The organism is Streptomyces nodosus, assembly GCF_008704995.1.
GTDB lineage: Bacteria > Actinomycetota > Actinomycetes > Streptomycetales > Streptomycetaceae > Streptomyces > Streptomyces nodosus.
This window is the reverse complement of sequence record NZ_CP023747.1, coordinates 6,890,962-6,913,436: the sequence shown is the minus strand read 5'-3', so window position 1 is coordinate 6,913,436 and position 22,475 is coordinate 6,890,962. Positions and strand designations below refer to the sequence as shown.

Sequence of the window (22,475 nt, the reverse complement as noted above, 5' to 3'; positions counted from 1 at the left end):
GCGCTTCAGCCCGCCTGCCGGGGTGCGTCCTCGGACCGTCCACATCGGTGTGCTGACCGCCGCACTGCTTCTGGTGGTCGGCGTCGTCACGGGCACCGCCGGCGGAGTACCGCCCGCCGCCCCGGCGTCGGCGGTGACCCCCGCCGTGGTGGACGAGCCGCTCGCCCCGGGCGCCTCGCTCTCGGTGCACAAGCAGGTCCGTACCCCCGTGGTACCGCCCCGGCCGGATGTCGTCCTGCTGGTCGACGGGACGCGCAGCATGGAGCACGCCATCGACAACATCCAGACGTACCTGAGCGAGATCACCGACCAGGTGCGCAAGGAACAGCCCGACTCCCGCTTCGCCGTGGCGACCTACGGCGACCAGGAGGTCGACGAGGACGACGTCTTCACGGTGCTCCAGGGACTGACCTACGACCTGGGCGCTGTAGGCGAGGGCGCCGGCCACCTCAGCTTCGACCGAGGGCTGTCCAGCCCAGGCCCTGCGGAGGACTGGATCAACGCCCTGTGGGAGATCGGCAACGGAGCGGGCGGAGGGACCGTCTTCCGGGACGGCGCCAGCCCGGTCGTCGTACTCGTCGGAGACGCCTCCAGCCACGATCCCAGCAAGGGACACACCCTCACCGATGCCATCAACGCCCTGAAGAACGTGGGTGCCCGGGTCATCGGCGTGGATGTGGCGACCGAGCTCGGCGACGGTCTGAACGGCAACGGGGACAACGGCAACGGCCCCGACCAGAACAGGGAGGACACCCACGACCCGGATCAGGCGACCAAGGTCGTCCAGGCCACCGGCGGCCGGCTCTTCCAGAACATCGACGCGAACCAGGTCGCCGACACCATCGCCCATGGCCTGACCAATCTGCCCACCACCGTCACCCATCAGACGGTCAGCTGCGATCCCGCCCTCTCCGTCACCCTGAACCCGCCGAACCGGCAGGTGACGAGCGGAGAGACCGCCGCCTTCGACGAGACGATCACGGTGGCGAACGACGCGCCGCAGGGCATGACGCTGAGCTGCACCGTGCAGTTCCTGCTGGACGGCAGGACTCCGAGCGGAGAGCCACCGGTCGATGTGCCGCCGGCCCGGGTGTTCCGGGGGCCGGGGGCCGTTCCCGGTTCGGACACCGACGGGGCCGTCGAGGTACCGGGAGCCTCCGACGGCACCGGTGGATCAGCCGAGGGGACCAGCGACGGGACCCTCGGCGGGATGATCGGCGGGGTGATCAGCGGGGCCGACGGGGGCCGTCACGGAGGGCTCGTCGGCGGGGCGGTCGCCGGGGTGACGAACGGCGGTACGAGCAAAGGCACGTCCGCGGGCGGTACGGCGAGCGGCTCCTCAGGGGGGCACAGCGGGAACGGAGGCGCCACCACCGGGTCCGGCGGTAGTCATGGAGGGAATCAGACCGGGGGTCAAAACTCCGGAGACGGCCAGTCCGGGGGCCAGACCGGCGGAGACCAGAGCGGGAGCCAGACAGGCGGAGAGCAGAACGGCGGTCAGACCGGCGGAGACCAGAACGGCGGTCAGACCGGCGGAGACCAGGCAGGAGGCCAGAGCGGCGGCGGTACACAACCCGGCGGTCAGAACACCGGAGGCACTGAGAACGGGGGCCAGGACGGCGGCGGTAGCAGCGACGGCTCTGGCGCTGGCGGTAACGGTAGCGGTGGCAGCGACGGCGGCGAGCCCGTCCCCGAGGACTACCAGCAGCACATCGCCATCACCGTCACGGACGTGACCGCCCCCGTCGTCACCGTCGACAACCGCACCGTCGAGGCCACCGGCAAGAACGGAGCCGTGATCGACTTCACCGCCACCGCCCGGGACGCCGTCGACGGGCCGCTGCCGGTCACCTGCACCCCCGCCTCCGGCTCCCGCTTCCGCGTCGGCATCACCAAGGTCACCTGCACCGCCACCGACTCGTCGGGCAACACCGGTACCGGCACGGCCACTTTCACGGTCACCCCGGCTCCCGTACCGAACGAGGCGGACCTGGCCGTCACAGCGACCGTCTCCCCCGTCCCCAACTACACCGGCCTGACGACACGGTTGGGCTTCACCCTCACCAACGCAGGCCCCAGAACGGCCGAGAACGTCGTACTCACCACCGGTTGGCCCCGCGCCGAGGGCACTGGCAAGCGCACCCTGTCCGCCCTCTCCCGCTGCACCCGCGCGAAACCCTGCACCATCGCACCCGGCGGTCGCGTCTCCGTCACCCAGAGCGCGGTCTACAACACCCCCGTGAGCGGCGAGGTCCATGCCTCCGTCACCGGCTCCCCTCGCGATCCCCGGCGCGGCGACAACACCGCCACGGCCCGCATCCGCATCCTCCAGCCGAAGCTGACCGTCACCCCACAGGTGGCCAGGCCCGGCGATGTGGTGCTGGCGCGCGGCAAGGACTTCCCGCCCGGCCGCACCATCACTCTCAGCTGGAGCGTGGGCATCACTCCGGCACAGTCGGTCCTACGGGTCGGCCCGGACGGAACCTTCGAGTCACAACTGCTGGTGCTGCGCAAGGACCAGCTCGGTCCGCGTACGCTCCGCGCCCAGGCGCAGGGCCTGGACCGGCTGACCAAACCGGTGCTGATCGTGCAACGCAGCCTTCAGCCACCCGACTTCGCGGGCCGGAGGTGAGGACGAGCCGTGATCCACGAGGTCGACGAGGCACTGCGCACGATGTTCCGGACCGACGCCCTGACCGGCGGCCAGGTGGTGGTGGTCTTCGACGCCCCCACCCGCGACTGGGCCGCCAAGGTCAACGCTCCCACCGTCAATCTGTACTTGTACGACATCCGGGAGGACATGCGGCGCCGTGAGCGCGGTCTGCTCAACGAGTACGACGAGCAGGGCACCGTCGTCGCCCGGCGCCGTCCGCCTCGCTACTTCAAGCTGTCGTATCTCATCACCGCGTGGACCAGACGCCCCGAGGACGAGCATCGCCTGCTCTCCTCCCTCCTCTCCTGCCTGCTGCGCTACGAGGCCCTGCCCGCCGACCAACTCACCGGCACCCTGGGCGAGATCGGCGTCTCCGTCCCCATGACGGTCGCCCTGCCGCCCCCCGAGGACCGCTCCTTCGCCGATGTGTGGAGCGCCCTCGGCGGCGAACTCAAGCCCTCCCTCGACCTGGTGGTGAGCGTCCCGGTCACCGAGTCCCCGGTCTATCCGGCGAGCCCGCCGGTCGGCGAGGAGGGAGTACAGCTCGGCTTCGGAGAGATGCCCCCGGACCAGTCGTCCGCCGGCGCCCCCACCCAACGGATGCCGAACGGCACGCATCTGCCGGTGTACGGCACCCGCCGCGGCGGCATCGCCTCACGCGTGGCGGAAGAGCGCCCGGAATGAAACTCCCCTCAAACCCGGACCCGGGCCCGTACCGGAACCCGCACGCCCCCGACCCCGACCCCGACCCCAGCCTGCGCCACCTCCTCGACCGGGCGATCCTCGTCGAACAGCGCGTACGACGCGCGGTGCACGCCCGGCAGCTCACCGACCCGGCCCCCGACGACGCCTTCCGCGGGCTGTATCTCACCGATGAGACGATCCACCGCCTCCTGGAACACGGCCGCCACCTCACCGTCACCGCCCCCGACGACACGGACGCCGCCTTCCTGGCCGAAGCGGAGGCACGTGCCGACGCCGCGCAAGCCGCAGACCATCCCACCCGACTACGCACCCTCACCCACGACTTCAGTCTCTCCGCGCTGGACGTCGAGATCCTGCTGATCGCACTCGTCCCGGACCTGGACGACCGCTTCGAGCAGTTCTACGGTTATCTCAACGACGACGTCACCCGCCGCCGCCCCACCATCGGCCTCGCACTCGGCCTGTGCGGCCTGTCCGCGGCCGACGCGGCAGCCCGGTCACGCCTCTCCCCCCAGGCACCGCTCCGCTCCGGCAGCCTCCTCCTGACCGAGGACCAGGACCGTCCCTTCCTCGCCCGCACCCTCCGCGTCCCCGACCGCGTCACGGCCCATCTCCTCGGCGACGACACCCCCGATCCACGCGTCGTGGACCTGCTCGCCCCCTGGGGGGACATCCCCGGTGTCGGCGACCCGTCCGGACTCGCCCGTGCCCTGGCCGCCGGGGTCCCGCTCGCCTACCTCCGCGAGGAGCAGGGCGGCGCCGGCACAGCACTCGCCGCCTCCGCCCTGACCCGCGCGGGTCACGGAGTCCTCGGTGTCGATCTCGACCGCCTCTCCCGCGACCCGGACCCCACCGAGGCGGTACGCGTCCTGGCCCGCGAGGCCCGGCTGACCACCTCCGGCCTGGTGTGCGCCCCACTCGACGCACTCACCCGGGAGCCGGACAAGGCGGAGATCATCCGCCTGGTGACCGACGTCTCCTTCCCCACAGTCCCCACGGTCCTCGTCGGCCGGGTGCCCTGGGACGCGGCCTGGTCCTCCCGCCCACCCCTCCTCCTGCACGCCCCCCGAGTGGAACCGACAACCCGGGCCGCTCTCTGGGCGAACGCGTCCCCCTCCCCCGTCCCTCCCAATCTTGACCTCACTCATCTCCTCTCCCCCTTCCTCCTCACCCCGGACCAGATCGCCGGCGCCGCCCGAGGAGCCGCTCAGGCCGCGCTGCTGGACGGCGGCGCCCTGCACCCGGACCACATCCGCGCCGGCGCCCGCTCCCAGAACGCGGCGGGCCTCGACCGCCTGGCCCGTCGCACAGAACCGGCGGTGACCTGGTCCGACCTCGTCCTTCCCCCGGACACCCTCACCCAGCTCCGCGAACTCACCGCCCGCGCCCGCCACCGCGACCGGGTCCTCGGCGAATGGGGCATGCGTCCGGGCGGCGGCCGGGGCAGAGGCGTCACCGCCCTCTTCGCAGGCGACTCCGGAACCGGCAAAACCATGTCCGCCGAAGTGATCGCCGGGGACCTGGGCCTGGACCTCTACACGGTCGACCTGGCCACGGTCATCGACAAATACATAGGCGAAACGGAGAAGAACCTCGAACGGATCTTCTCCGAGGCGGCCGGTATCAACGGCGTACTGCTCTTCGACGAGGCCGACGCCGTCTTCGGCAAGCGCTCCGAGGTCAAGGACGCGCACGACCGTTACGCCAACGTGGAGAGCGCCTACCTCCTCCAGCGCATGGAGACCTTCGACGGCTTGGCCGTCCTCGCCACCAATCTCCGCGCCAACCTGGACGACGCCTTCACCCGACGCCTGGACCTGGTCGTCGACTTCCCCCTCCCCGACGCCCCGCACCGCCGGGCCCTCTGGGACCGCTGCCTGGGCCCCGTCCTCCCCCGCGCCACCGACCTGGATCTGGACTTCTGCGCAGCCTCCTTCGAACTGGCAGGCGGCAACATCCGCTCGGTAGCAGTAACCGCCGCCTACCTCGCCGCCGAGTCCGGCACCCCCGTGACCATGCCCGTCCTGATCCACGCAATCCAACGCGAGTACCAAAAACTCGGCCGCCTGACCCTGGCCTCGGAGTTCGGCCCGTACATGTCCCTCCTCACGGACGGCTGAAGACATCTGGCGCCGCCACAGAAGCAGTCGAGTTATCCACAGCCCCGGACAAACTGTCCTGGCCTCACGCCATAGTGCGGCATGACCACCAGCAGCGAAGTTCTCCGACGGGTCCATGCCACTGCCGCGCAGCAGGACTGGGTGGTGACGATCCCCCAGCTCACGTCAGCCGGCGCCGACCGCAATACGGTGCGACGCATGCTCAGGTCAGGCCAATGGGTTCCGCTGGCCCGAGGAAGCTACTGGGTCGTCCGCGACGACCGGGGACCGTCACTACGTACCCGGGTCCGAGGTACCCTCCTCACCTGCGGCCCACAAGTAGTGGCCGCAGGCCCCACAGCCGCCCGCCTGCTCGGCATCCAGGGCCTCCCCAAGGACGACGGCACCCTGCACCTGGCCGCGCCCCCGGGCCACGAGATCCGCAGCCGCCCAGGCATTCGCGTCCACCGAACCACCATCTCCCCCACCACCCGCATGACCCTGCGCGGCATCCCCTTGACCACCCCGGTCCGCACCTGCGCGGACCTCCTGCTCCACCTGCCGCGCATGGAAGCGGTGAGCGTGCTGGACTCCGCCCTCCACCAGGGCCTGCTAACAGACCTCGACCTACTCTCGATCCCACCCCTCTTGTCCGGCCGCCCGGGCGCGCCCCGTGCCCGAACCTGGCTCCCCCTGGCCAACCCCCAGTCCGAATCCCCCCTGGAAACCCGAGTACGCCTCATCTGCCTGGACGGCGGCCTCCCACCACCTGTCCTCCAGTGGCGCATCCAGGACCCGGCCCAAGGCTGCTCCTACCGCATCGACCTGGCCTGGCCCGCCCACCTGGTAGGCATCGAGGCAGACGGCAAAGCCCCTCACAGCACCCCCCAGGCCCTCTACCAGGACCGCTCCCGCCAAAACCGCCTCGCCACCCTCCTCCCCGCCCTGACCCTCCTCCGCTTCACCTGGCCCGACACCCACCACCCGCCGTCCATCCTGATCCCCCTCCGCCAGGCCCTCCGCATCCCATGACCCCACCGAGTGCGACACCGCACCCTCTCAAAACATCCTGAAACGACCCTAACGCCACAACAGGCGGGGCACGCATTGGAAATAGAGAGGTTCAGGCCTTTGTGGTCCGCACCCGGTTCCCGCACAGCAGTTCCAGGCCCTCAGGGCTCGAAGTGAGGATCACCGCGGGTTTCGGCATCAGCCCTCCTGCTCGGATAGAACCGCCCCGGATTCGGGCCACCCATGGGACTGATGCGGGCTGGACTGAAAGCGCGGCCGGATATTTATTCGCTCCGCTTGGACGTCTCGAAGTCCCCCCATTCCAGCAGGTGGTAGGCGTAGAGGCGCTTTTCGATCTCCACATGCTCGGGAGAGCCGATCGGGCAACTGAGAGCCACGTAGCCCAACTGGAAGACCTCACGGTCAACGCCGAGACGCACGGATTCCTCGATCAGATCGCCCTGACGGTCTTCGTTCTCCTCAGTCGTGGCGTCCTCGCGAAACAATGCGTGGATGACGACGTTACCAGACCGTACGGCCACAGTATCAACCGAAAGTTCGAAGCCACCAGACGAAGTTGTGGTGAAAATATCACCTAGCGCGATGTCCGAGGTGAAGAATGGAATACAGCACAACATGTAGCGATCATCATCCAGCCGCTTCGCCCACAGCTGCTCCCATTTTCCCGGCATCCCCGAGTCAGTCAAATCGTACATGACGAGCGAATCCGCCTGATCGCGCCAAGCCGGCTCCGGATGTCCGCAGATGTCGTCGATGTCAACCATTTCGATCCTCAGATGGAAGGCATGTTTACCTTTTCAATTTACCCGCACACGAGGGTCACCAAACCCAATGATGGGTAAATCATAATTTCCTCAATATTCCTTCGGCGGACCGTACGTCCTCACCCACCAGGCCTGCATACGCGTCGGCCACCAAACCGGCGGCCATTTTCCGACATAATCATGGGGCGGCGTTTCGGGGGCTGGGCGATCCCCTTTGGACGAGTTGCAGCGAGCGCAAGAAGGGCCCAAGTTGGATTCCTCGTTGTCCCCTCCATACTTGCGTGGCCAAATATGCTCCACGGCGGTTGCGCGCGGTTTCGCACAATAAAGGCAGGCCACCTCATGCCGTCCAGCGAATATCCTTTTCCGGGCCTCCTTGAGGACGGACTCATCCGTGCTTCCCCCGTGGGAGCCGGGTGGGATGCGCGGGCTCGTTCCGTCGTGGAATCGCCCGTCCGGCCTCTCATCTTCGTCGAGGGTCCAGTACCGAGGTGTTCCGTAATGCAGGACATACCAGACCTTCATCTGCGTTGGCCACCATGGTGCGGGCCACTTTCCCTCATAGCCGCGCGGCGGGGTCTTCGGTGCCTCCCGGTCGCCTTTCGAGGAGTTGCAGTGGACACAGACCGGAGCGAGATTGCTCTCCTCGTTGTCGCCACCCCGATTTCTGGGACGAATATGCTCGACCGCTTCGGCATCAAGCCGACGGCAGTAGTAACAGGCGACGGACTGCCGGGATCCGAAGAATCGCCTCCTGGCCTTCTCCACCAGCTCGTCGTCGGTGCTTCCACCTCCCGATCCGTGCACGGTCCGGGGCCAGTCATCGAATACTTTGTTCTTGCTTGCCAGGAGCCACACAGAGCGCGGCTTCTGGTCTTCGAGTTCGAAGCCACGAATCCACGTAAAACGCTTTTTAAGTTCCTCCAGAGCTTTCATCAAAGCCCTGTCTGTAGATCCTCTCCTCTCGTGGCCCTGCGTAATCGACTGGGCTTCTCGTATAGCCTCAGGAAGCTCCCGCTTCTTCTGTTCGGAGCGCTGTCCGGCTGGCCAATCTAATGAATTTTCCTTACCCTGGCCATCTTTCTTCGAATTCGGTTTTAGCTTCGCCCGGAGCGCCTTGCCTTTCTTCGCGACGAATTCGACGATCTTGTCGATGGCGCGGTTCACCGGTCGTGAGACCTTGTGAAAAACCTGTTTTATCTTGTTGGCCAGGCCGCCGATGCCCAGGAGGGAGGCCAGGAGGCCGATGAGGAGCGGGATGCTGGCGGCCAGGGCCGTCTCGATCAGTTTGGGGACTCCTGCTGAGCCCCCGTTGGCGATGGCCACCACCGCGTCCAGGACCGCGTTGACGAACTGCACTATCTGGGCGCCCTGGTTCACGATGAAGGTGACGATGTCGATGATTCCCTTGACCGCACGGACGAATGCGGAGGCGGGATTCAAAAGGGAGAGGATCCACGTGATGCCGGCGATGATGACGGTGGGGATGAGATAGGACTTCAGGTCTTCGAGGATGGTGGATTTCAGGTCGCCGACCTCGGACTGGATTTCCTTGGTCGCGCCGGCCGGGCCCTCTGTGGCCAGGGCCTTGGCCACGGGGACGGATTGTTCGACCGTGTTCATCGCCTGGTCGGGGACGCCCTTGCGGGTGATGCGGGCGCGGATGTTCGCCCAGGTCAGGCCCAGGAGGGAGGCGATCAGCTGGATGATGCCCTTGAGGTCGAAGCGGGAGGGGAGGTCCAGGCCGGCCTTCACCGCGGTGCCCAGCAGCCAGGAGACCAGGCCGGTTTGGAGGTGGGTGGCTATGTTGGACAGGAACTGCTGGAGGCCGGCGCCTACGGCGTGGACCAGGTTGCCGAGGAAGGCGATGGGGTCTTTGATGATCTTGGTGATGGCGGCCGCGGCCCTGGCCAGGATGCCGAGGAGGAGATTCTTCAGTTCGTTGATCGTCTTGATGACGCCGACGATCGCGTCCTTCGCCTTGTCGATCAGGCCCTTGTTGGCTTCCTGGAGCTTCTTTATCTCCTCATCGACCTTGTTCAGGGCCGCCGTGTACTTCTGGGCCAGGTCCTGCACCAGTTGTTCGGACTTCTCGTTGACCGTTTCTTCAAGGTCGTCGAATTTCCCGGCAAAGTCCTTCGCAGCGTCCTCGCCGAACTGGCGCAGATCGGCGGGAAGTTTGTCGACTTCGGCCTTCATTTCGGTGCGGCCCTTGGCGATGCGGGCCTTCGCCCGGCCGAGCTCGGCGCCGATGATGTCGGCGACCGAGGAGATGACCGTCTGCATCTTCGCGACGTAGAGTTTGCGGGCCTCCTGGTAGAGGTTGTTGGCCTCGTCCGGCAGGCCGGCGAACTTGTCCTTGACCCAGCGGGCCTTGCCCCTCCAGCCCGAGTACCGCTTGTCCTTGTATGCCCTCATCCGGCGCTCGTGGTCCGCGGTGAACGCGTCCCGCGCCGCCTTCTCTCCCGCCGTGAAAGCGGTGTCGACCTTCTTGTCCAGACCGGACAGGGTCTCCTCCACGTCCTTCTTCGTGGAGTCGTAGACCTTCTGCAGCTTGGCCGTGACCTCGGCCCGCCGCCTTTCGTCTCTTGACTTCGTCTCGCCCTTCCCGCCGTCGACCTGCTTGCCCGCCGACGCACGGGTCACGGTCAGCGCATTCATCGCCTGGGCGCCGGAGGCCGCTGCCCCCGCCTTCGCGGCGGAGAGCTGCTGGGCCTCGGCCGCCTTGCCCTTGGCGGGGGCTTTCGCGGAGTCCGCTTCCGCGGCCTTCTTCGCGGACAGCGCCTGGTCGAAATCCCGTTCGTTGCCCTTGGCGAGCTGGTCCTCGGTGACCTCCGCGTCCGCCATCGTCTGGTCGTTCTGCGCCGGACCTTCGGAGAAGTCGGTTACGGAAGCGGGCTGTTTCTCGGGGATCGCGTCCGCTGCGGACGGGGCTCCCGGGTTGGGTGGGGGCCGGTCCGGGGACATCGGGGTGACCTCTTTGTCCTTGGCCGCCGACGTGTCCGGCGGGGCCTTCGTCGCCGTGTCGATGTCCTTGGCCGAGGCCTCCTTGCCGTCGGAGACCTTCCCGTCGACCTCGTCCTTGATCTTGTCGGCCTTGCCGGACTTGGAGAACTTGTCGGCGTCGTCGAGGTTCTTCGGCGCCTGCGCCTCGATCGCCTTGTTCACGGCGTCGATGAAGGCTTGTTTGTTGAACTCGCCGGGCTTGGCCGCGTTCATCTTCTCCGCGTTGGCCGCCTTGCCCTGGGCCTCCTTGTCGTCGGGCGGGGCCTTCGCCGCGTCCTGGGCCGCGCGGGACTCGGTGGTCGCCGGCTGGTGGTGGGCCAGTTTCTGCTTCTTGGCGGCGATGTCGGCGTTGACCCTGCGCATGCCCGGTGCCTGCGACGGGGGCGGCTTCACCGGGGCCGTGTAGCGCTGTGCCACGAGACGCGAGACCGCCGCATTGCCGGCCGAGCCCTGGAGGCGTTGCAGGCTCCGGGGGGTCAGCCCCCGACCGGAGGGAGGAGGGGTGGGGGTTCGCTCCGGTGCGGGGGCTGATTCGGTGCGGTGCGCGACCGGGGCGGGGCGGTCCTTCGACGGCGCCCTCTCCGGTGCCGACTTCACCGCGTCACCCGGTCGGCGGGCCGGCGGCATACAGCCGGCGGTGGCTGAGGTGGTGGCGGCAGTGACGTCCGCGGCATGCCCTTCAGGGTGCCGACTCACCCCCCGCACAGCCGTGTCAGACCGGGTAGTGACCGGGGCAGAGCGGTGTGCCCGATGGGGAAGCGGTGTCGACTGCCCCTTCGGGCAGGGGGGTCTGTACTACGGGGCGGCCCCCTGGCCTTCTCCGGTGATCGACCGCCCGGGAACAATCGCTGTCGTTTCCCCGGTCAAGGAGAGTGGTATGCCGTCGTACCTGTCCCCGGGCGTCTACGTCGAAGAGGTGGAGTCCGGGTCACGGCCGATCGAGGGGGTCGGGACCTCGGTCGCCGCCTTCATCGGGTTCGCGCAGAAGGGCCCGTTCCACGAGCCGACGCTGATCACCAACTGGACGCAGTTCACCACCGTCTTCGGTGACTTCGTCGAGGGGACGTATCTGGCTTCCTCCGTCCACGGGTACTTCGCCAACGGCGGCGGGATCTGCTACGTCATCCGGATCGGCGGTGCGGAGGAGGACCGGGACGGGGCAGGCGCGGGAGCGGGAGCGGCGGAGGCGCCGGTCGCGGGGCCGACGGCTCAGCTCGGGCCGTATGTCGTCAAGGCCTTGCCCGGTGTCACCGGGGAGATCACCGTCGAGGTGGCCGACCCCGAGGGCGAGGAGCCGCCGCAGGACGTCTTCACCCTGATCGTCAAGCGGGACGGGGCCGTCGTGGAGACGTATCCGTCGGTGACCACCAAGCGCAGCAAGGACAATGTGGCCACCCAGGTCAGGGCCCGCTCCCGGCTCATCCGGCTGGAGGAGCCCGGCAAGGGGGCCGCCCCCTCCCGTCCCGAGACGCAGTCCGTGACGCTCACGGCGCCCGGAGGCGAACCGGGGTCGGGCGCGGGGGTCGTCGCGGTGCCCGAGGCGCTGTCGGCGGACTCGTACGTGGGCGACCCCGACCGTCGCACCGGCTTCGGCGGCCTGGAGGCCGTCGAGGAGGTCACGATGGTGGCCGCGCCGGATCTGATGAGTGCCTACCAGCGCGGGGCGTTGGACCTGGAGACCGTCATCTCGGTGCAGCGCGGGCTGATCACTCACTGCGAGGCCATGGGCGACCGGATCGCCATCCTTGATCCTCCGCCCGGCCTGAGTCCGCGTCAGATCAGGTCCTGGCGGGAGGAGACGACGGGGTTCGACTCCAAGTACGCCACGCTCTACTACCCGTGGATCAAGGTGTTCGACCCGGCCGTGGGCCGCGACGCCTTTGTGCCCCCGAGCGGGCATGTCGCGGGTGTCTGGGCGCGCAACGACGAGACCCGCGGGGTGCACAAGGCGCCGGCGAACGAGGTGCTGCGCGGCGCGGTCGGGTTGCAGACGCAGATAACCAAGGGTGAGCACGACCTCCTCAACCCCATCGGGCTCAACTGCATCCGCGCCTTCCCCGGCCGCGGCATCCGGGTGTGGGGCGCGCGCACGCTCGCCGACGACCCGTCCTGGCGCTACCTCAATGTGCGGCGGCTCTTCAACTATCTGGAGGAGTCGATCCTCGCGGGCACCCAGTGGGTGGTCTTCGAGCCGAACGACGATGCGCTGTGGGCCCGTGTCCGGCGCACCATCTCGGCCTTCCTGGTCAATGAGTGGCGCAAGGGCGCGCTCTTCGGGCTGACCCCGGACGAGGCCTTCTATGTGAAGTGCGATCGCGAGACCAACCCTCCGGAGTCCATCGACGCCGGCCAGGTCATCTGCGAGGTGGGCGTGGCCCCGGTCAAGCCGGCGGAGTTCGTGGTGTTCCGGCTCGCCCAGCTCTCGGCCGGGTCGGGCGGGATCGACGAGTGACGGTGGGCGCTCCACGGGCCCTCACGACGGACGGATTCTAGGAGGCTTGTATGCCGCTCCCCGAGCTCGACAGTTCCGTAGGACATTCCTTCGGACTTGAATTCGACAGCGTGCTCATCAAGCAGATCACCGAGGTCAGCGGTCTGAAGATGGAGCAGGACGTCATCGAGTTGAAGCAGAACACCGCCGACGGCAAGTATGCGATCAAGAAACTGCCGGGCCGTCCCAAGGCCGGTGAGGTCACCGTCACCCGCGGTCTGACGGAGGACAACAGCTTCGAGCGGTGGATCAAGGATTCCCGGTTCGGGAAGATGACCAACGCCCGCCGCAACGGTTCGATCATCGTGTACGACTACGAGGGCGTGCCGATCAAGCGCTACAAGCTGATCAACGCCTGGCCCAAGTCGCTGGAGATCAGCACGCTCAAGGCGGGTGACACCTCCGTGCTGACGGAGAAGCTGGCGATCACCTACGAGAGCGTGGAAGTCGACTGATGCGGCGTACGATCGCGGCGTCCCCGGGGGCGGCCGGCACGGAGGCGGACCACAGCGGGGCGGTGGACACGCTGCGCACCGAGTTCCCCTTCGAGCTGCCGCGCGGATACGTGGACGAGTCCGGGGCCGTGCACCGCGTCGGGGTCATGCGGTTGGCGACCGCCCGCGACGAACTGGTGCCGTTGCGGGACGACCGGGTCCGGGAGAACTCCGCCTATCTGTCGGTGGTGCTGATCTCGCGGGTGATCGTGCGCCTCGGCACGATCGAGGACGTCCATCCCGGCGTCGTCGAGGACCTGTTCGCCTCCGACCTCGCCTTCCTCCAGGACTTCTACCGCCGTATCAACGCCGAGGGGCACACCCGCGCCGCGGTCACCTGCCCCTCGTGCCAGGAGAACTTCGCGGTGGACCTGTCCGGCGGTGGTCGCCTGGGGGAATCATGACGTACGCGGCCGACCGGATCCATGAGGAAGTCGCGTACCTCGCCTACCACTTCCACTGGTCCCTCGACCAGATCCTCGACCTCGAACACCCGGACCGACTGCGCTACGTCGAGTACGTGGCCCGGCTGAACGAGCGGTGACAGCAATGGGATGGCTGTCCTGGCTGACCGGCGGGCGCCGCGACGACGACGGTACGCGGAGCCCTGCCGGGATCGCGCCGGTGACGCGTGGCCCGTCGGTGGGGCTTCCGGGGTGGCGGGAGGTGCCGCCGCTGCAACGCACGGTGCGGGCCCCCGCGTTGGTGACGGATCCGGCGGTGTTCCGAGGTTCCCTGGGCACCTGGCAGGACGCGTCGCTCTTCACTCCGCTCGGCCATCTGGTGAGTCCGGAGGCGCCGTCCGGGCTGGTCCACGGGGTCGTGGCACCGAGCGGGTCCGGCGGGGTGCCGACGGTGAGCCGTGAGGTGCGGCCGGGCGGGGCGAGTGCGGTGCGGGGGCTCGGCACACCGGGCCTCGGTGGTGCCCGGCTCCCGGTGGTTCCGTTGCAGCGGGCGGTGGACGTGGGTGGGTCCGGGGGTCCGTCCGCCACGTTCGACGGAGGCGGCACGGACGGCGGGAGCAGCATGAACACCGGAGGCGGCACAGGCGCCGGAAGCGCTACGGCCGCCGCGGAGCTGTCCGCGCCGCTGGTCTCCGCCCGGCCCCCGGAGCTGCCGTTGCGCCGGCTGGGCCATGCGACGGTCGAGGGGCCGTCGTCCGGTACGGGCCCTGAGGGGTCCCCGGCGCCTTCGCCGTCGGCGGCTTCGGCGTCGTCTTCCGTGCCGCTGCTCCAGCGGGCCGCGGAGCCGGGCTCCGTACGCCCGCACGGCTTCGGCCTCGGAGAGCCGCTGACGGCGTTGCCGCCCACGGCCCAGCGGAAGGCGGCCGCCAGTAGTCGTGGTCCGCTGCCGACGGACGAGCCCGAGTCCGGTCCGCCGGAGGCCCGACCGGACGCCCTGCCGGACGGTCCCCGGGTGGAAGGGGAGTTCAGGCCCCTGCTCGCCGACGACCCGCTCGGCACGCGTACGGCAGACACCGTCCCGGCACCGGAGCCGCAACCCCGGCCGTCGCCGGAGCCGGAGCGGGGATCGGTACCGGCCGTCACCGCCGTCGCCACGCCCGTACCGATCCAGCGCGCCGCCCTCGCCGGAACTCCGGTACCGGCCGCACCGATTCCGGCTCCGGGCCCGGTGGCGCCGCTGGTCGCGCAGCGGTCGGTGCCGCTCTTCTCCGGGGTGCTGCCGTCAGGGGGCGAGGGCGCGCCCGGTGCCCGCACGGAAGATGCAGAGCCGCATGTCGTACCGCTGCGCTGGTCGGCCGAGAGCGGCCCGGCGACGGCGGCGGACCCGGCCCCCGCGCCGGAGACGCCGTCCGGGCGTTCATCCGTACCGCCCGTCCAGCGGTCCCCGGCCGCGAAGGCCGCCCCCGCCGAGTCCCGGCCGGTGCCGGACGCCGGTGCGGTGGCCGTCGCCGCGGGGGTGGCGCAGCGCATGACCGACGGCTCGGTGGTGTTCGGTGCGCCGCCCGCCACGCCCGTACGCCCCGTGCCGTACGGCCCGCCGGCCCCGGTGCCGCGCCCCCCAGCCGTGCAGCGCATGCCGTCCGCCCCGGCGCTCGGGTACGTCCAGCGCGACACCTCCGCAGCCGAGCCGCCTCCCCCGGATCCGCCCGATCCGCCCATGGCTCCCGAGGTGCCGGCCCCGTCCGCCCAGCCACCGCCCGAGCCCCTCCCTGAGAACTCGGACACCGCATCGTCCGCCACCGGGGAGCAGGCCCGAGGCCCCTCCCTCGAGCGCGGCATGCCGAAGGTGGACGACGAGCTGGTCCGGGCCCTGTTCGCGCCGCTGAGCCGACTGCTCAAGGCGGAGCTGCGGCTGGACCGGGAACGGGCCGGGCGGCTGATCGACACCAGGCACTGACCCGGCGACCGAGCGCCACCGACGCAGCACCGACGGATCACCGACCAGGCACCGACGAGTGCGGAAGAGAAGGGGGACGGCATGTCCGTGACCGATGACCCGGCGGTCAGCGTCTGCTTCGTCGTCACCGTGGACGGCATCGAGCTGGGCTCGTTCAACACCTGTGAGGGTCTTGGCTGCGAGGTCGTGCTGGAGCAGCGCGAGGAGGGCGGGAACAACGGCCATCTGTGGCAGCTGCCCACCCGGCTGAAGTACCCGAACATCAAGCTGTCCAGGCCGCTGACCCGGGACACCGAGAAGGTGGCCAAGTGGTTCGCGAGCATGACCACCGGTATCAAGCGCAGGACGGCGCACATCGAGGCGCGGACCGGCGACGGTCACAAGGTGGCGCAGTGGGGGCTGCTCGAGGTGGTGCCGGTGCGCTGGACCGGGCCGTCGTTCAACCCGGAGTCCCCGAAGGTCGCGATGGAGACCATCGAGATCGCCCATCACGGCTATGTGATGGAGGGCTGAGCCATGGGGTCACCGGTGGCGTTCAGCGCGGCGGGCGCGGGGGCGAGTGCCGTCCAGGGGGGCGGTGGCGGGGCCCGGCCGAAGCTGGAGCACGCCTATCTGGAGCTGCGCACCCCGCCGCCGGGCGGCAGTCTGACGCCGGGCGCGCCTTGCGGGCGGATCGGCTTCCAGTTCAATCCCAAGGAGCTGTCGCTGACCAAGGCGGCGGCCTGGCAGCGGACTCCGGCGAAGGGGGCGAAGAGCGCGGGGCCGCCCGAGTACCAGGGTCCGCAGCCCAGCAAGCTGACGGTGGAGATGTTCTTCGACGCGAGTGACACCCAGGACACCAGTGTGGTGACCGCGGTAGAGAAGCTGTTCGCGTGCTGTGTGCCGACCAGTGAGACACGGCAGCAGCAACGGGCCTCGCCGCCGTGGGTGGTCTTCCACTGGGGCGGGCTCACCGGTTTCCCCGGGTATGTCAGCCAGGTGCAGGCGAAGTACACCCTGTTCACCACCTCGGGGGTGCCGATCCGGGCGGTGTGCCAGGTCACGATGGAGGAGATCACCGGGGAGACCCCGGGTCAGAACCCCACCTCGGGAGCGCTGCACGCACGGCGGGTGCACCGGGTGCGCGCCGGGGACACGCTGGCGCTGCTGGCCTGGCGCGAGTACGGAGACCCGGCGGCCTGGCGGACGATCGCGGAGGCGAACGGGATCGACGATCCGATGCGGCTGCCCGAGGGCCGTGAGCTGCTGCTTCCCGCACCGGACGAGCTGGGGCGGGGCGAGGGCGGCGGCGACGGACACGACGGGGGTCGGTGAGGCCGGTCATGGTCAATGAGAGCGTCGCCAAGGTCCTGGTGGTGGAGTTCGACGGCCGTCCGCTGCCGCCCGCGGTGGCGAACACTCTGGTCGAGGGGTATGTGGACGACAGCCGTACGCTGCCGGACCTGTTCGTGCTGCGCTTCCGGGACCCCGGTCGGGTGCTGCTGGGGCAGACGGGGGTGCGGATCGGGACCCCGGTGCGGCTGCTGGCCGGGGCCGGTGGCGGCCCCTCGCCGCGTCCGCTGATCACCGGGAGTGTGACGGCGCTGGAGGTGGAGATCGACGACACCGGCACCTTCACGGTGGTGCGGGGTCTGGACGAGTCGCACCGTCTCTTCCGCGGGCGTCGGGTGGCGAGCTACCAGAACATGACGCTCGCCGACATCTGTGTCCGGGTGGCGCGGCAGGCGGGGCTGAAGCCGGGGACGGTGGAGGTGGCGGGTCCGGTCCTCGAGCATGTGGCCCAGCCGAACGTCAGCGACTGGGAGTTCCTGCGGTCGCTGGCCGAGGAGGCGGGCGCGCAGATCCATGTGACGGACGGCCGGCTGCATGTCGTGAGGCCCACGGCGGCGGATGCCGCTCCGGAGACGTCCGCGCGTGCCGAGCGGGACCCTCTGGTCCTGGAGATGGGTGACAATCTGCTGCGCTGCCGGGCCGGGGTGTCCGCCGCCGAGCAGGTGTCGGCGGTCGAGGTGCGGGGCTGGGACGTACGGGCCAAGCAGCCGCTGGTCGGGCGTGCCGACGCGGGTACCGCGACGACGCTCCAGCTGGGGGTGACGGCGGCCGAGGTGGCACAGCCGTTCGGCGAAGCCGAGTTCGTGGTGTCGGACGCGCCGTACGACAACCAGGCCCGGGTGGACCAGGCGGCGAAGGCTCTCGCGGCGCGGATCGCGGGGTCGTTCGCCGAGCTGGAGGCGGTGATCCGGGGCAATCCTGAGGTGCGGGCGGGCGGTGCGGTCGCTCTGGCGGGGGTGGGCGCGCCCTTCGAGGGCCGGTACACGGTGACCTCCTCACGGCATGTGTTCGATCCGGTCCGCGGCTATGAGACCTGGGTGACGGTCTCCGGCGAGCAGGAGCGTTCGCTGTTCGGGCTGTCCGGCGGCGGGGCGGGGGCGGGCTCGCGGTGTCCGGGGCTGGCGAACGGCACGGTGACGGACACCAAGGACCCGGAGGGTCTTGGCCGGGTCAAGGTGCGCTTCCCGTGGCTGTCCGACGCCTATGCGAGCGACTGGGCGCGGACCGCGCAGGCGGGCGGGACCGGCGGCGGGGAGGCGTTCATCCCGGAGGTCGGCGACGAGGTGCTGGTCGGGTTCGAACAGGGGCATCTGGACCGTCCCTATGTGCTCGCCGGTCTCTACAACGGTCAGGACAGGCCTGGCCAGGGGAAGGGTCAGGGTCAGGGCGCGGCGGGGCAGCCCGGCAGTGGGGGCGGCCAGGGGGACGAGGCGGAGGCGGTGGACCCGACGAGCGGAGCCGTCAACAAGCGGGCGTTCGGCTCCCGCGGGGGCAACAAGCTGGAACTGCTGGACGCGGCGAACGGCCCGCAAGGCGTACGGCTGGTGACGGGCGACGGCAAGCTGAGCATCAGCCTCGACCGCAGGGGCACCACCGTCGTGGTGCACAGCGACGGCAGGGTGGAGATCGAGGCGAAGGAGCAGGTCTCGATCAGGGCGGGCAGCGGGGTGGCGCTGGACGCGGGCGGCGGCACGTTGGAGCTGACCGGCGACTCGGTGAAGCTCACGGCCCGCACCGGGGTCCGGGTGGACGGTGGCACCGGCGAGCTGAAGCTCACCACGGGCGGCTCGGTGGAGGTGCGGGGCAACCAGGTGGCGGTGGGCGGTGACACCCGCACCGAGCTCAAGGGCGGCAGCACGCTGACCGTCAACGCACCGATGGTGCGCATCAACTGAACGGCTCCCGGTGAACCGGCCAGCGGCACGGCAGTCGACGGCACGGCACAGCACAGCAGCGCGGCGCACAGGACAGCACGGCACCGGACGGACCAGGACCAGGCAGGGGGCACAGCACATGCCAGCAGCCGCACGCGTCGGCGATCCCACCGGGCATCCCGGGGTGATCGGCCCGCCCGGAGAGCCCACGGTGCTGATCGGCGGGCAGCCCGCGGCCACGGTGGGTACCGCGCACCAGTGCTCCTCGCCCGCCGCGCACGCCCCGTCCGCCCTTGCCCCGCCCGGCAGTTCGAGCGTGCTCATCGGGGGACGTCCTGCCGGCCGGGTCGGCGATACGGCGGGCTGCGGCTCACCGGTCCTGTCCGGGTGCCCGAGCGTGCAGATCGGAGGGTGAGGCATGGGACGGCAGTTCATCGGCGCGGGCTGGGCGTTCCCGCCGCGTACGGACGCCACCGGAAGCATCGCGCTGGTCCGGAACGAGCGTGAGATCGAGGAGTCGATCCGGCTGATCCTGGCCACCTCGCCCGGCGAGCGGCCGATGCGCCCGGAGTTCGGATGCGCCCTCGGCGACTATGTGTTCGCGCCCGCGGACGCCGGTACGGCCGGTCAGCTCGCCTACGAGGTGCGGCTCGCCCTGGAGCGGTGGGAGCCGCGCATCGAGGTGGCGGAGGTGGCCGTGCGGTTCGACGCGGCGGACGACGGGGTGCTCTACATCGACGTCGGATACGCGGTGCGCGGCACCAACGACCCGCGCAACCTGGTGTTCCCGTTCTATGTGATCCCGGACGGCGAGGGGTCCGCATGACGCTGCCCAGCCCCGATCTGGACGACCGGCGCTTCCAGCAACTGGTGGACGAGGCCAAGCGGCTGGTGCAGCAGCGCTGCCCCGAGTGGACCGACCACAATGTCTCCGATCCCGGTGTGACGCTGATCGAGGCGTTCGCCACCATGGTCGACCAGCTCGTCTACCGGCTGAACCGGGTACCCGACAAGAACTATCTGGCCTTTCTGAACCTCATCGGGGTGCGGTTGTATCCGCCGACGGCCGCGCGCACCGAGACCACGTTCTGGCTGTCCGCGCCGCAGCCGGACACGGTGCGCGTCGCGGCCGGGACGGAGGTGGCCACCGTGCGCACCGAGACCGAGGAGGCGGTGGTGTTCACCACCGGACGGGATCTGTCGGTCCTGCCGTGCACGTTGTCCCGCCTTGTCGCCTGGCCGGCCTCCGGGACCGCCGCCGACCGATCCCAGGAGCTGGCTCTCGGCCGCGATGTGCCGTGTTTCAGCCCGACGCCCACGCCCGGGGACTCTCTGTGCGTCGGGCTGTCCCGACCGGTGCCCGGCTGCGCGGTGGTGCTGCGTCTGGACTGCCGGGTGGACGGCGTCGGTGTCGATCCCCGCCGCCCGCCGCTGGTCTGGGAGGCCTGGGACGGCGCCGCCTGGGCGGAGTGCGAGGTCGAGAAGGACGACACCGGCGGGTTCAACAAGGCCGGCGAGATCATCCTGCATGTGCCCGCCACCCACACCGCCTCGGTGGTGACCGGGCACTCCGGCGGCTGGCTGCGCTGCCGTCTGGTGGAGGCCGCGGTGGACCAGCCCGCCTATGTCGCCTCCCCGACGGTCCGCCGGGCGAGCGCGTTCACCATCGGCGGCACGGTGGAGGCCGCGCACGCCGAGACCGTCGTGGAGGAGGTCCTGGGCCTGTCGGAGGGGGTGCCGGGGCAGGGCTTCCGGGTGGCCCGGCCGCCGGTGGTGGCGGGCGAGGAGGCCTTCGTGGTGGAGGTGGCCGAGGGACACGGCTGGGTGGAGTGGATCCGGGTGGACGACTTCGCGCACTCCACCGCGTACGACCGCCACTTCACCCTGGACCCCAACTCCGGGCAGGTGGACTTCGGTCCGGCCGTGCGGGAGCAGGACGGCACGCTGCGTCTGTACGGGGCGGTGCCGCCGAAGGGCGCCCCGGTGCGGGTGCGGTCCTACCGTACGGGCGGCGGACGGCGGGGCAATGTGGCGCGGGGTGCGCTGCGGGTGCTGCGCAGTTCGCTGCCGTTCGTGGCACGGGTGGAGAACCGTCGTCCGGCGCTGGGCGGGGTCGACGGCGAGACGGTGGAGAACGCGCGGGTGCGGGGACCGATGACGCTGCGCACCCTGCACCGGGCGGTGGTGCCGCGCGACTACGAGTTGCTGGCGCGCGAGGTGGCACCGGACGCCGCCCGGGTGGCATGCGTCCCGGCGGGGCCGGCCGGGACCGGGGAGCCGTCCGAACAGGCGGGCGGAGTACGGCTGTTGGTGGTACCGGCCGGTCGTGACGACGAGCAGGGGCGGATCCGCTTCCAGGAGCTGATCCCACCGCGGGACACCCTCGCGATGATCGCGGCCCATCTGGACGAACGGCGTCCGATCGGCACCCGGCTGGTCGTGGAACCGCCCTACTACCAGGGGGTCACCGTGGTGGCCTCGGTGGTGCCGGGCCGCGGGGCGGCGGCCGACGGACTGCGGGAGGCGGCGCTGGCCGCCCTGTACGGCTACTTCAATCCGCTGACCGGCGGCCCCGACGGCCGGGGCTGGCCGTTCGGGCGGCCCGTGCACTCCGGGGAGGTGTTCGCGGTGCTGCAACGGGTGTCCGGCGTCGACCTGGTCGAGGACGTACGGCTGTTCCCCGCGGACCCGGTCACCGGACGGCGCGGCGAGGCCGCCACCAGGATCGAACTCGACCGGCACGCCCTGGTGTTCAGCTACGAACACCAGGTGCGGGTGAGGGAGGCATGAGTGCGCGGAACGCTTCCGGGGCTGCCGACGCCGCACCCCCTGCTGCATCAGCTGCCCGCGGTCTATCTGGACCAGCCGTTCCTCGAGAGGTTCCTGGGCGCGCTGGACGAGGTGCTGGCGCCGGTGCTGCTCACCCTGGACAACCTGCCCGCGCACCTGGATCCGCGCACCGCTCCCGAGGACCTGCTGGAGTGGCTGGCGGGATGGGTGGCGGCGGAGGTGGACGGGGAGCGGTCGGCCGACCGGCGCCGCGCGGTGGTGGCCGGCGCGGTGGCCCGGCACCGTCGGCGGGGCACCCGGGCGGGTCTGGCCGCGGCGATCCGGGTGGAGACCGGCCTGGAACCCGAGATCAGTGAGAGCGGCGCCACCTCCTGGTCCGGTGAGCCGGGGTCGGCGCTGCCCGGTTCGGCGCGGCCCTGGGTGCGGGTGCGGGTCCGGGTGGCGGACGTGCGGGCCGTGGCACCGGCCCGGGCCCGGCTGGAGCGTCTGCTGGCCGCGGAGGTGCCCGCGCAGGTCGGGTACGCGGTGGAGGTCATGACGGCGGACGGGACGGAGGCGTGATGATCTGCCCCGACTGCGGCCACCGCAATGCGCCCGGTATCCGCTTCTGCGCGTCCTGCGGGGCGTTTCTGGCGTGGGAGGACGAGGAGCGTGGCGGGGATCCGCCTTCCACCGCTGTTCCGGACGCCCCACCGCCTGTTCCGGACGCCTTACCGCCTGTTCCGGACGCCCCACCACCGCCCGCCGCGCCACAGCCGCCTACGACCGTGCCCTCGTCCGGCACCACCCCAGCGGCAACGACCTCCTCCCCCGTCGCAAGGAACGGGGCGCCGCCGCCTTCGACGCCCCCCGAGGTCGCCCCGCGGCGGCCCGA

18 protein-coding genes are annotated in these 22,475 nt (G+C 70.3%); 16 read left to right on the top strand and 2 right to left on the bottom strand.

The window, feature by feature from the left end; translation table 11 throughout:
* Positions 1–22: 22 nt before the first annotated feature.
* The 4 genes from CP978_RS35320 to CP978_RS36160 all read left to right on the top strand — a co-directional run bounded on the left by CP978_RS35320 (position 23) and on the right by CP978_RS36160 (position 6,489).
* Positions 23–2,632: an HYR domain-containing protein gene (locus CP978_RS35320; protein WP_227745522.1), complete on the top strand. Its 2,610-nt coding sequence runs from the start codon at positions 23–25 to the stop codon at positions 2,630–2,632.
* Positions 2,633–2,641: 9 nt separating this feature from the next.
* The gene (locus CP978_RS30675) at positions 2,642–3,337 is read left to right on the top strand and encodes a Pvc16 family protein (RefSeq protein ID WP_043446265.1); all 696 of its coding nucleotides are present in this window, start codon (positions 2,642–2,644) and stop codon (positions 3,335–3,337) included.
* Positions 3,334–5,478 (top strand): ATP-binding protein, encoded by a 2,145-nt coding sequence (locus CP978_RS30670; protein ID WP_043446263.1) that lies wholly within the window; start codon positions 3,334–3,336, stop codon positions 5,476–5,478. Before CP978_RS30675 ends, CP978_RS30670 begins: the two co-directional genes overlap by 4 nt.
* 198 nt (positions 5,479–5,676) lie before the next feature.
* A complete protein-coding gene (locus tag CP978_RS36160) occupies positions 5,677–6,489 on the top strand; it encodes a hypothetical protein (RefSeq protein ID WP_144401516.1) in 813 nt (270 codons plus the stop codon).
* Positions 6,490–6,752: 263 nt separating this feature from the next.
* Here the strand turns inward: CP978_RS36160 and CP978_RS30655 are convergent, their stop codons facing one another.
* Both CP978_RS30655 and CP978_RS30650 read right to left on the bottom strand, forming a co-directional pair.
* Entirely contained in the window at positions 6,753–7,253 is a 501-nt protein-coding gene (locus CP978_RS30655; RefSeq protein WP_043446261.1) for a DUF4265 domain-containing protein, read from the bottom strand.
* A 90-nt stretch (positions 7,254–7,343) separates the two neighbouring features.
* The gene (locus tag CP978_RS30650; protein WP_144401515.1) at positions 7,344–10,676 is read right to left on the bottom strand and encodes an HNH endonuclease; all 3,333 of its coding nucleotides are present in this window, start codon (positions 10,674–10,676) and stop codon (positions 7,344–7,346) included.
* Positions 10,677–11,136: 460 nt separating this feature from the next.
* Between CP978_RS30650 and CP978_RS30645 the strand changes: the two genes are divergently transcribed.
* From CP978_RS30645 to CP978_RS30590, 12 genes are all read left to right on the top strand, one after another.
* Entirely contained in the window at positions 11,137–12,711 is a 1,575-nt protein-coding gene (locus tag CP978_RS30645) for a phage tail sheath family protein (RefSeq protein ID WP_043446259.1), read from the top strand.
* Between the two features lie 50 nt (positions 12,712–12,761).
* Complete coding sequence (locus CP978_RS30640) at positions 12,762–13,205, top strand: phage tail protein (RefSeq protein ID WP_043446256.1); 444 nt, start codon at positions 12,762–12,764, stop codon at positions 13,203–13,205.
* Positions 13,205–13,648 carry a hypothetical protein gene (locus tag CP978_RS30635; RefSeq protein WP_043446254.1) on the top strand — a complete coding sequence of 148 codons (444 nt, stop codon included), beginning with the start codon at positions 13,205–13,207 and terminating at the stop codon, positions 13,646–13,648. Before CP978_RS30640 ends, CP978_RS30635 begins: the two co-directional genes overlap by 1 nt.
* Entirely contained in the window at positions 13,645–13,788 is a 144-nt protein-coding gene (locus CP978_RS30630) for a DUF6760 family protein (RefSeq protein ID WP_014671027.1), read from the top strand. Before CP978_RS30635 ends, CP978_RS30630 begins: the two co-directional genes overlap by 4 nt.
* Positions 13,789–13,793: 5 nt before the next feature.
* Complete coding sequence (locus CP978_RS30625; RefSeq protein WP_043446252.1) at positions 13,794–15,605, top strand: hypothetical protein; 1,812 nt, start codon at positions 13,794–13,796, stop codon at positions 15,603–15,605.
* An 81-nt stretch (positions 15,606–15,686) separates the two neighbouring features.
* Positions 15,687–16,118, top strand: a complete 432-nt coding sequence (locus CP978_RS30620) for a phage tail protein (protein ID WP_043446249.1) — start codon at positions 15,687–15,689, stop codon at positions 16,116–16,118.
* Between the two features lie 3 nt (positions 16,119–16,121).
* On the top strand, positions 16,122–16,919 hold the full coding sequence (locus CP978_RS30615; RefSeq protein WP_043446247.1) for a CIS tube protein: 798 nt from the start codon (positions 16,122–16,124) through the stop codon (positions 16,917–16,919).
* 8 nt (positions 16,920–16,927) lie between these two features.
* The gene (locus tag CP978_RS30610; protein ID WP_043446245.1) at positions 16,928–18,832 is read left to right on the top strand and encodes a VgrG-related protein; all 1,905 of its coding nucleotides are present in this window, start codon (positions 16,928–16,930) and stop codon (positions 18,830–18,832) included.
* A gap of 118 nt (positions 18,833–18,950) precedes the next feature.
* Positions 18,951–19,226 carry a PAAR domain-containing protein gene (locus CP978_RS30605; RefSeq protein WP_043446243.1) on the top strand — a complete coding sequence of 92 codons (276 nt, stop codon included), beginning with the start codon at positions 18,951–18,953 and terminating at the stop codon, positions 19,224–19,226.
* Between the two features lie 3 nt (positions 19,227–19,229).
* Positions 19,230–19,637, top strand: coding sequence for a GPW/gp25 family protein (locus CP978_RS30600; RefSeq protein ID WP_043446241.1), 408 nt, complete (start codon positions 19,230–19,232; stop codon positions 19,635–19,637).
* Entirely contained in the window at positions 19,634–21,601 is a 1,968-nt protein-coding gene (locus tag CP978_RS30595; protein WP_043446239.1) for a putative baseplate assembly protein, read from the top strand. Before CP978_RS30600 ends, CP978_RS30595 begins: the two co-directional genes overlap by 4 nt.
* Positions 21,602–22,162 carry a phage tail protein gene (locus tag CP978_RS30590; protein WP_043446237.1) on the top strand — a complete coding sequence of 187 codons (561 nt, stop codon included), beginning with the start codon at positions 21,602–21,604 and terminating at the stop codon, positions 22,160–22,162.
* Positions 22,163–22,475: the final 313 nt, after the last annotated feature.

What these genes read in the sequence shown, in the direction of transcription:
- CP978_RS30670 (WP_043446263.1), top strand. Translation starts at nt 3,334, where the DNA reads ATGAAACTCCCCTCAAACCCGGACCCGGGCCCGTACCGGAACCCGCAC.
- CP978_RS36160 (WP_144401516.1), top strand. Translation starts at nt 5,677, where the DNA reads ATGCTCAGGTCAGGCCAATGGGTTCCGCTGGCCCGAGGAAGCTACTGG.
- CP978_RS30655 (WP_043446261.1), bottom strand. Translation starts at nt 7,253, where the DNA reads ATGGTTGACATCGACGACATCTGCGGACATCCGGAGCCGGCTTGGCGC.
- CP978_RS30645 (WP_043446259.1), top strand. Translation starts at nt 11,137, where the DNA reads ATGCCGTCGTACCTGTCCCCGGGCGTCTACGTCGAAGAGGTGGAGTCC.
- CP978_RS30640 (WP_043446256.1), top strand. Translation starts at nt 12,762, where the DNA reads ATGCCGCTCCCCGAGCTCGACAGTTCCGTAGGACATTCCTTCGGACTT.
- CP978_RS30635 (WP_043446254.1), top strand. Translation starts at nt 13,205, where the DNA reads ATGCGGCGTACGATCGCGGCGTCCCCGGGGGCGGCCGGCACGGAGGCG.
- CP978_RS30630 (WP_014671027.1), top strand. Translation starts at nt 13,645, where the DNA reads ATGACGTACGCGGCCGACCGGATCCATGAGGAAGTCGCGTACCTCGCC.
- CP978_RS30625 (WP_043446252.1), top strand. Translation starts at nt 13,794, where the DNA reads ATGGGATGGCTGTCCTGGCTGACCGGCGGGCGCCGCGACGACGACGGT.
- CP978_RS30620 (WP_043446249.1), top strand. Translation starts at nt 15,687, where the DNA reads ATGTCCGTGACCGATGACCCGGCGGTCAGCGTCTGCTTCGTCGTCACC.
- CP978_RS30615 (WP_043446247.1), top strand. Translation starts at nt 16,122, where the DNA reads ATGGGGTCACCGGTGGCGTTCAGCGCGGCGGGCGCGGGGGCGAGTGCC.
- CP978_RS30610 (WP_043446245.1), top strand. Translation starts at nt 16,928, where the DNA reads ATGGTCAATGAGAGCGTCGCCAAGGTCCTGGTGGTGGAGTTCGACGGC.
- CP978_RS30605 (WP_043446243.1), top strand. Translation starts at nt 18,951, where the DNA reads ATGCCAGCAGCCGCACGCGTCGGCGATCCCACCGGGCATCCCGGGGTG.
- CP978_RS30600 (WP_043446241.1), top strand. Translation starts at nt 19,230, where the DNA reads ATGGGACGGCAGTTCATCGGCGCGGGCTGGGCGTTCCCGCCGCGTACG.
- CP978_RS30595 (WP_043446239.1), top strand. Translation starts at nt 19,634, where the DNA reads ATGACGCTGCCCAGCCCCGATCTGGACGACCGGCGCTTCCAGCAACTG.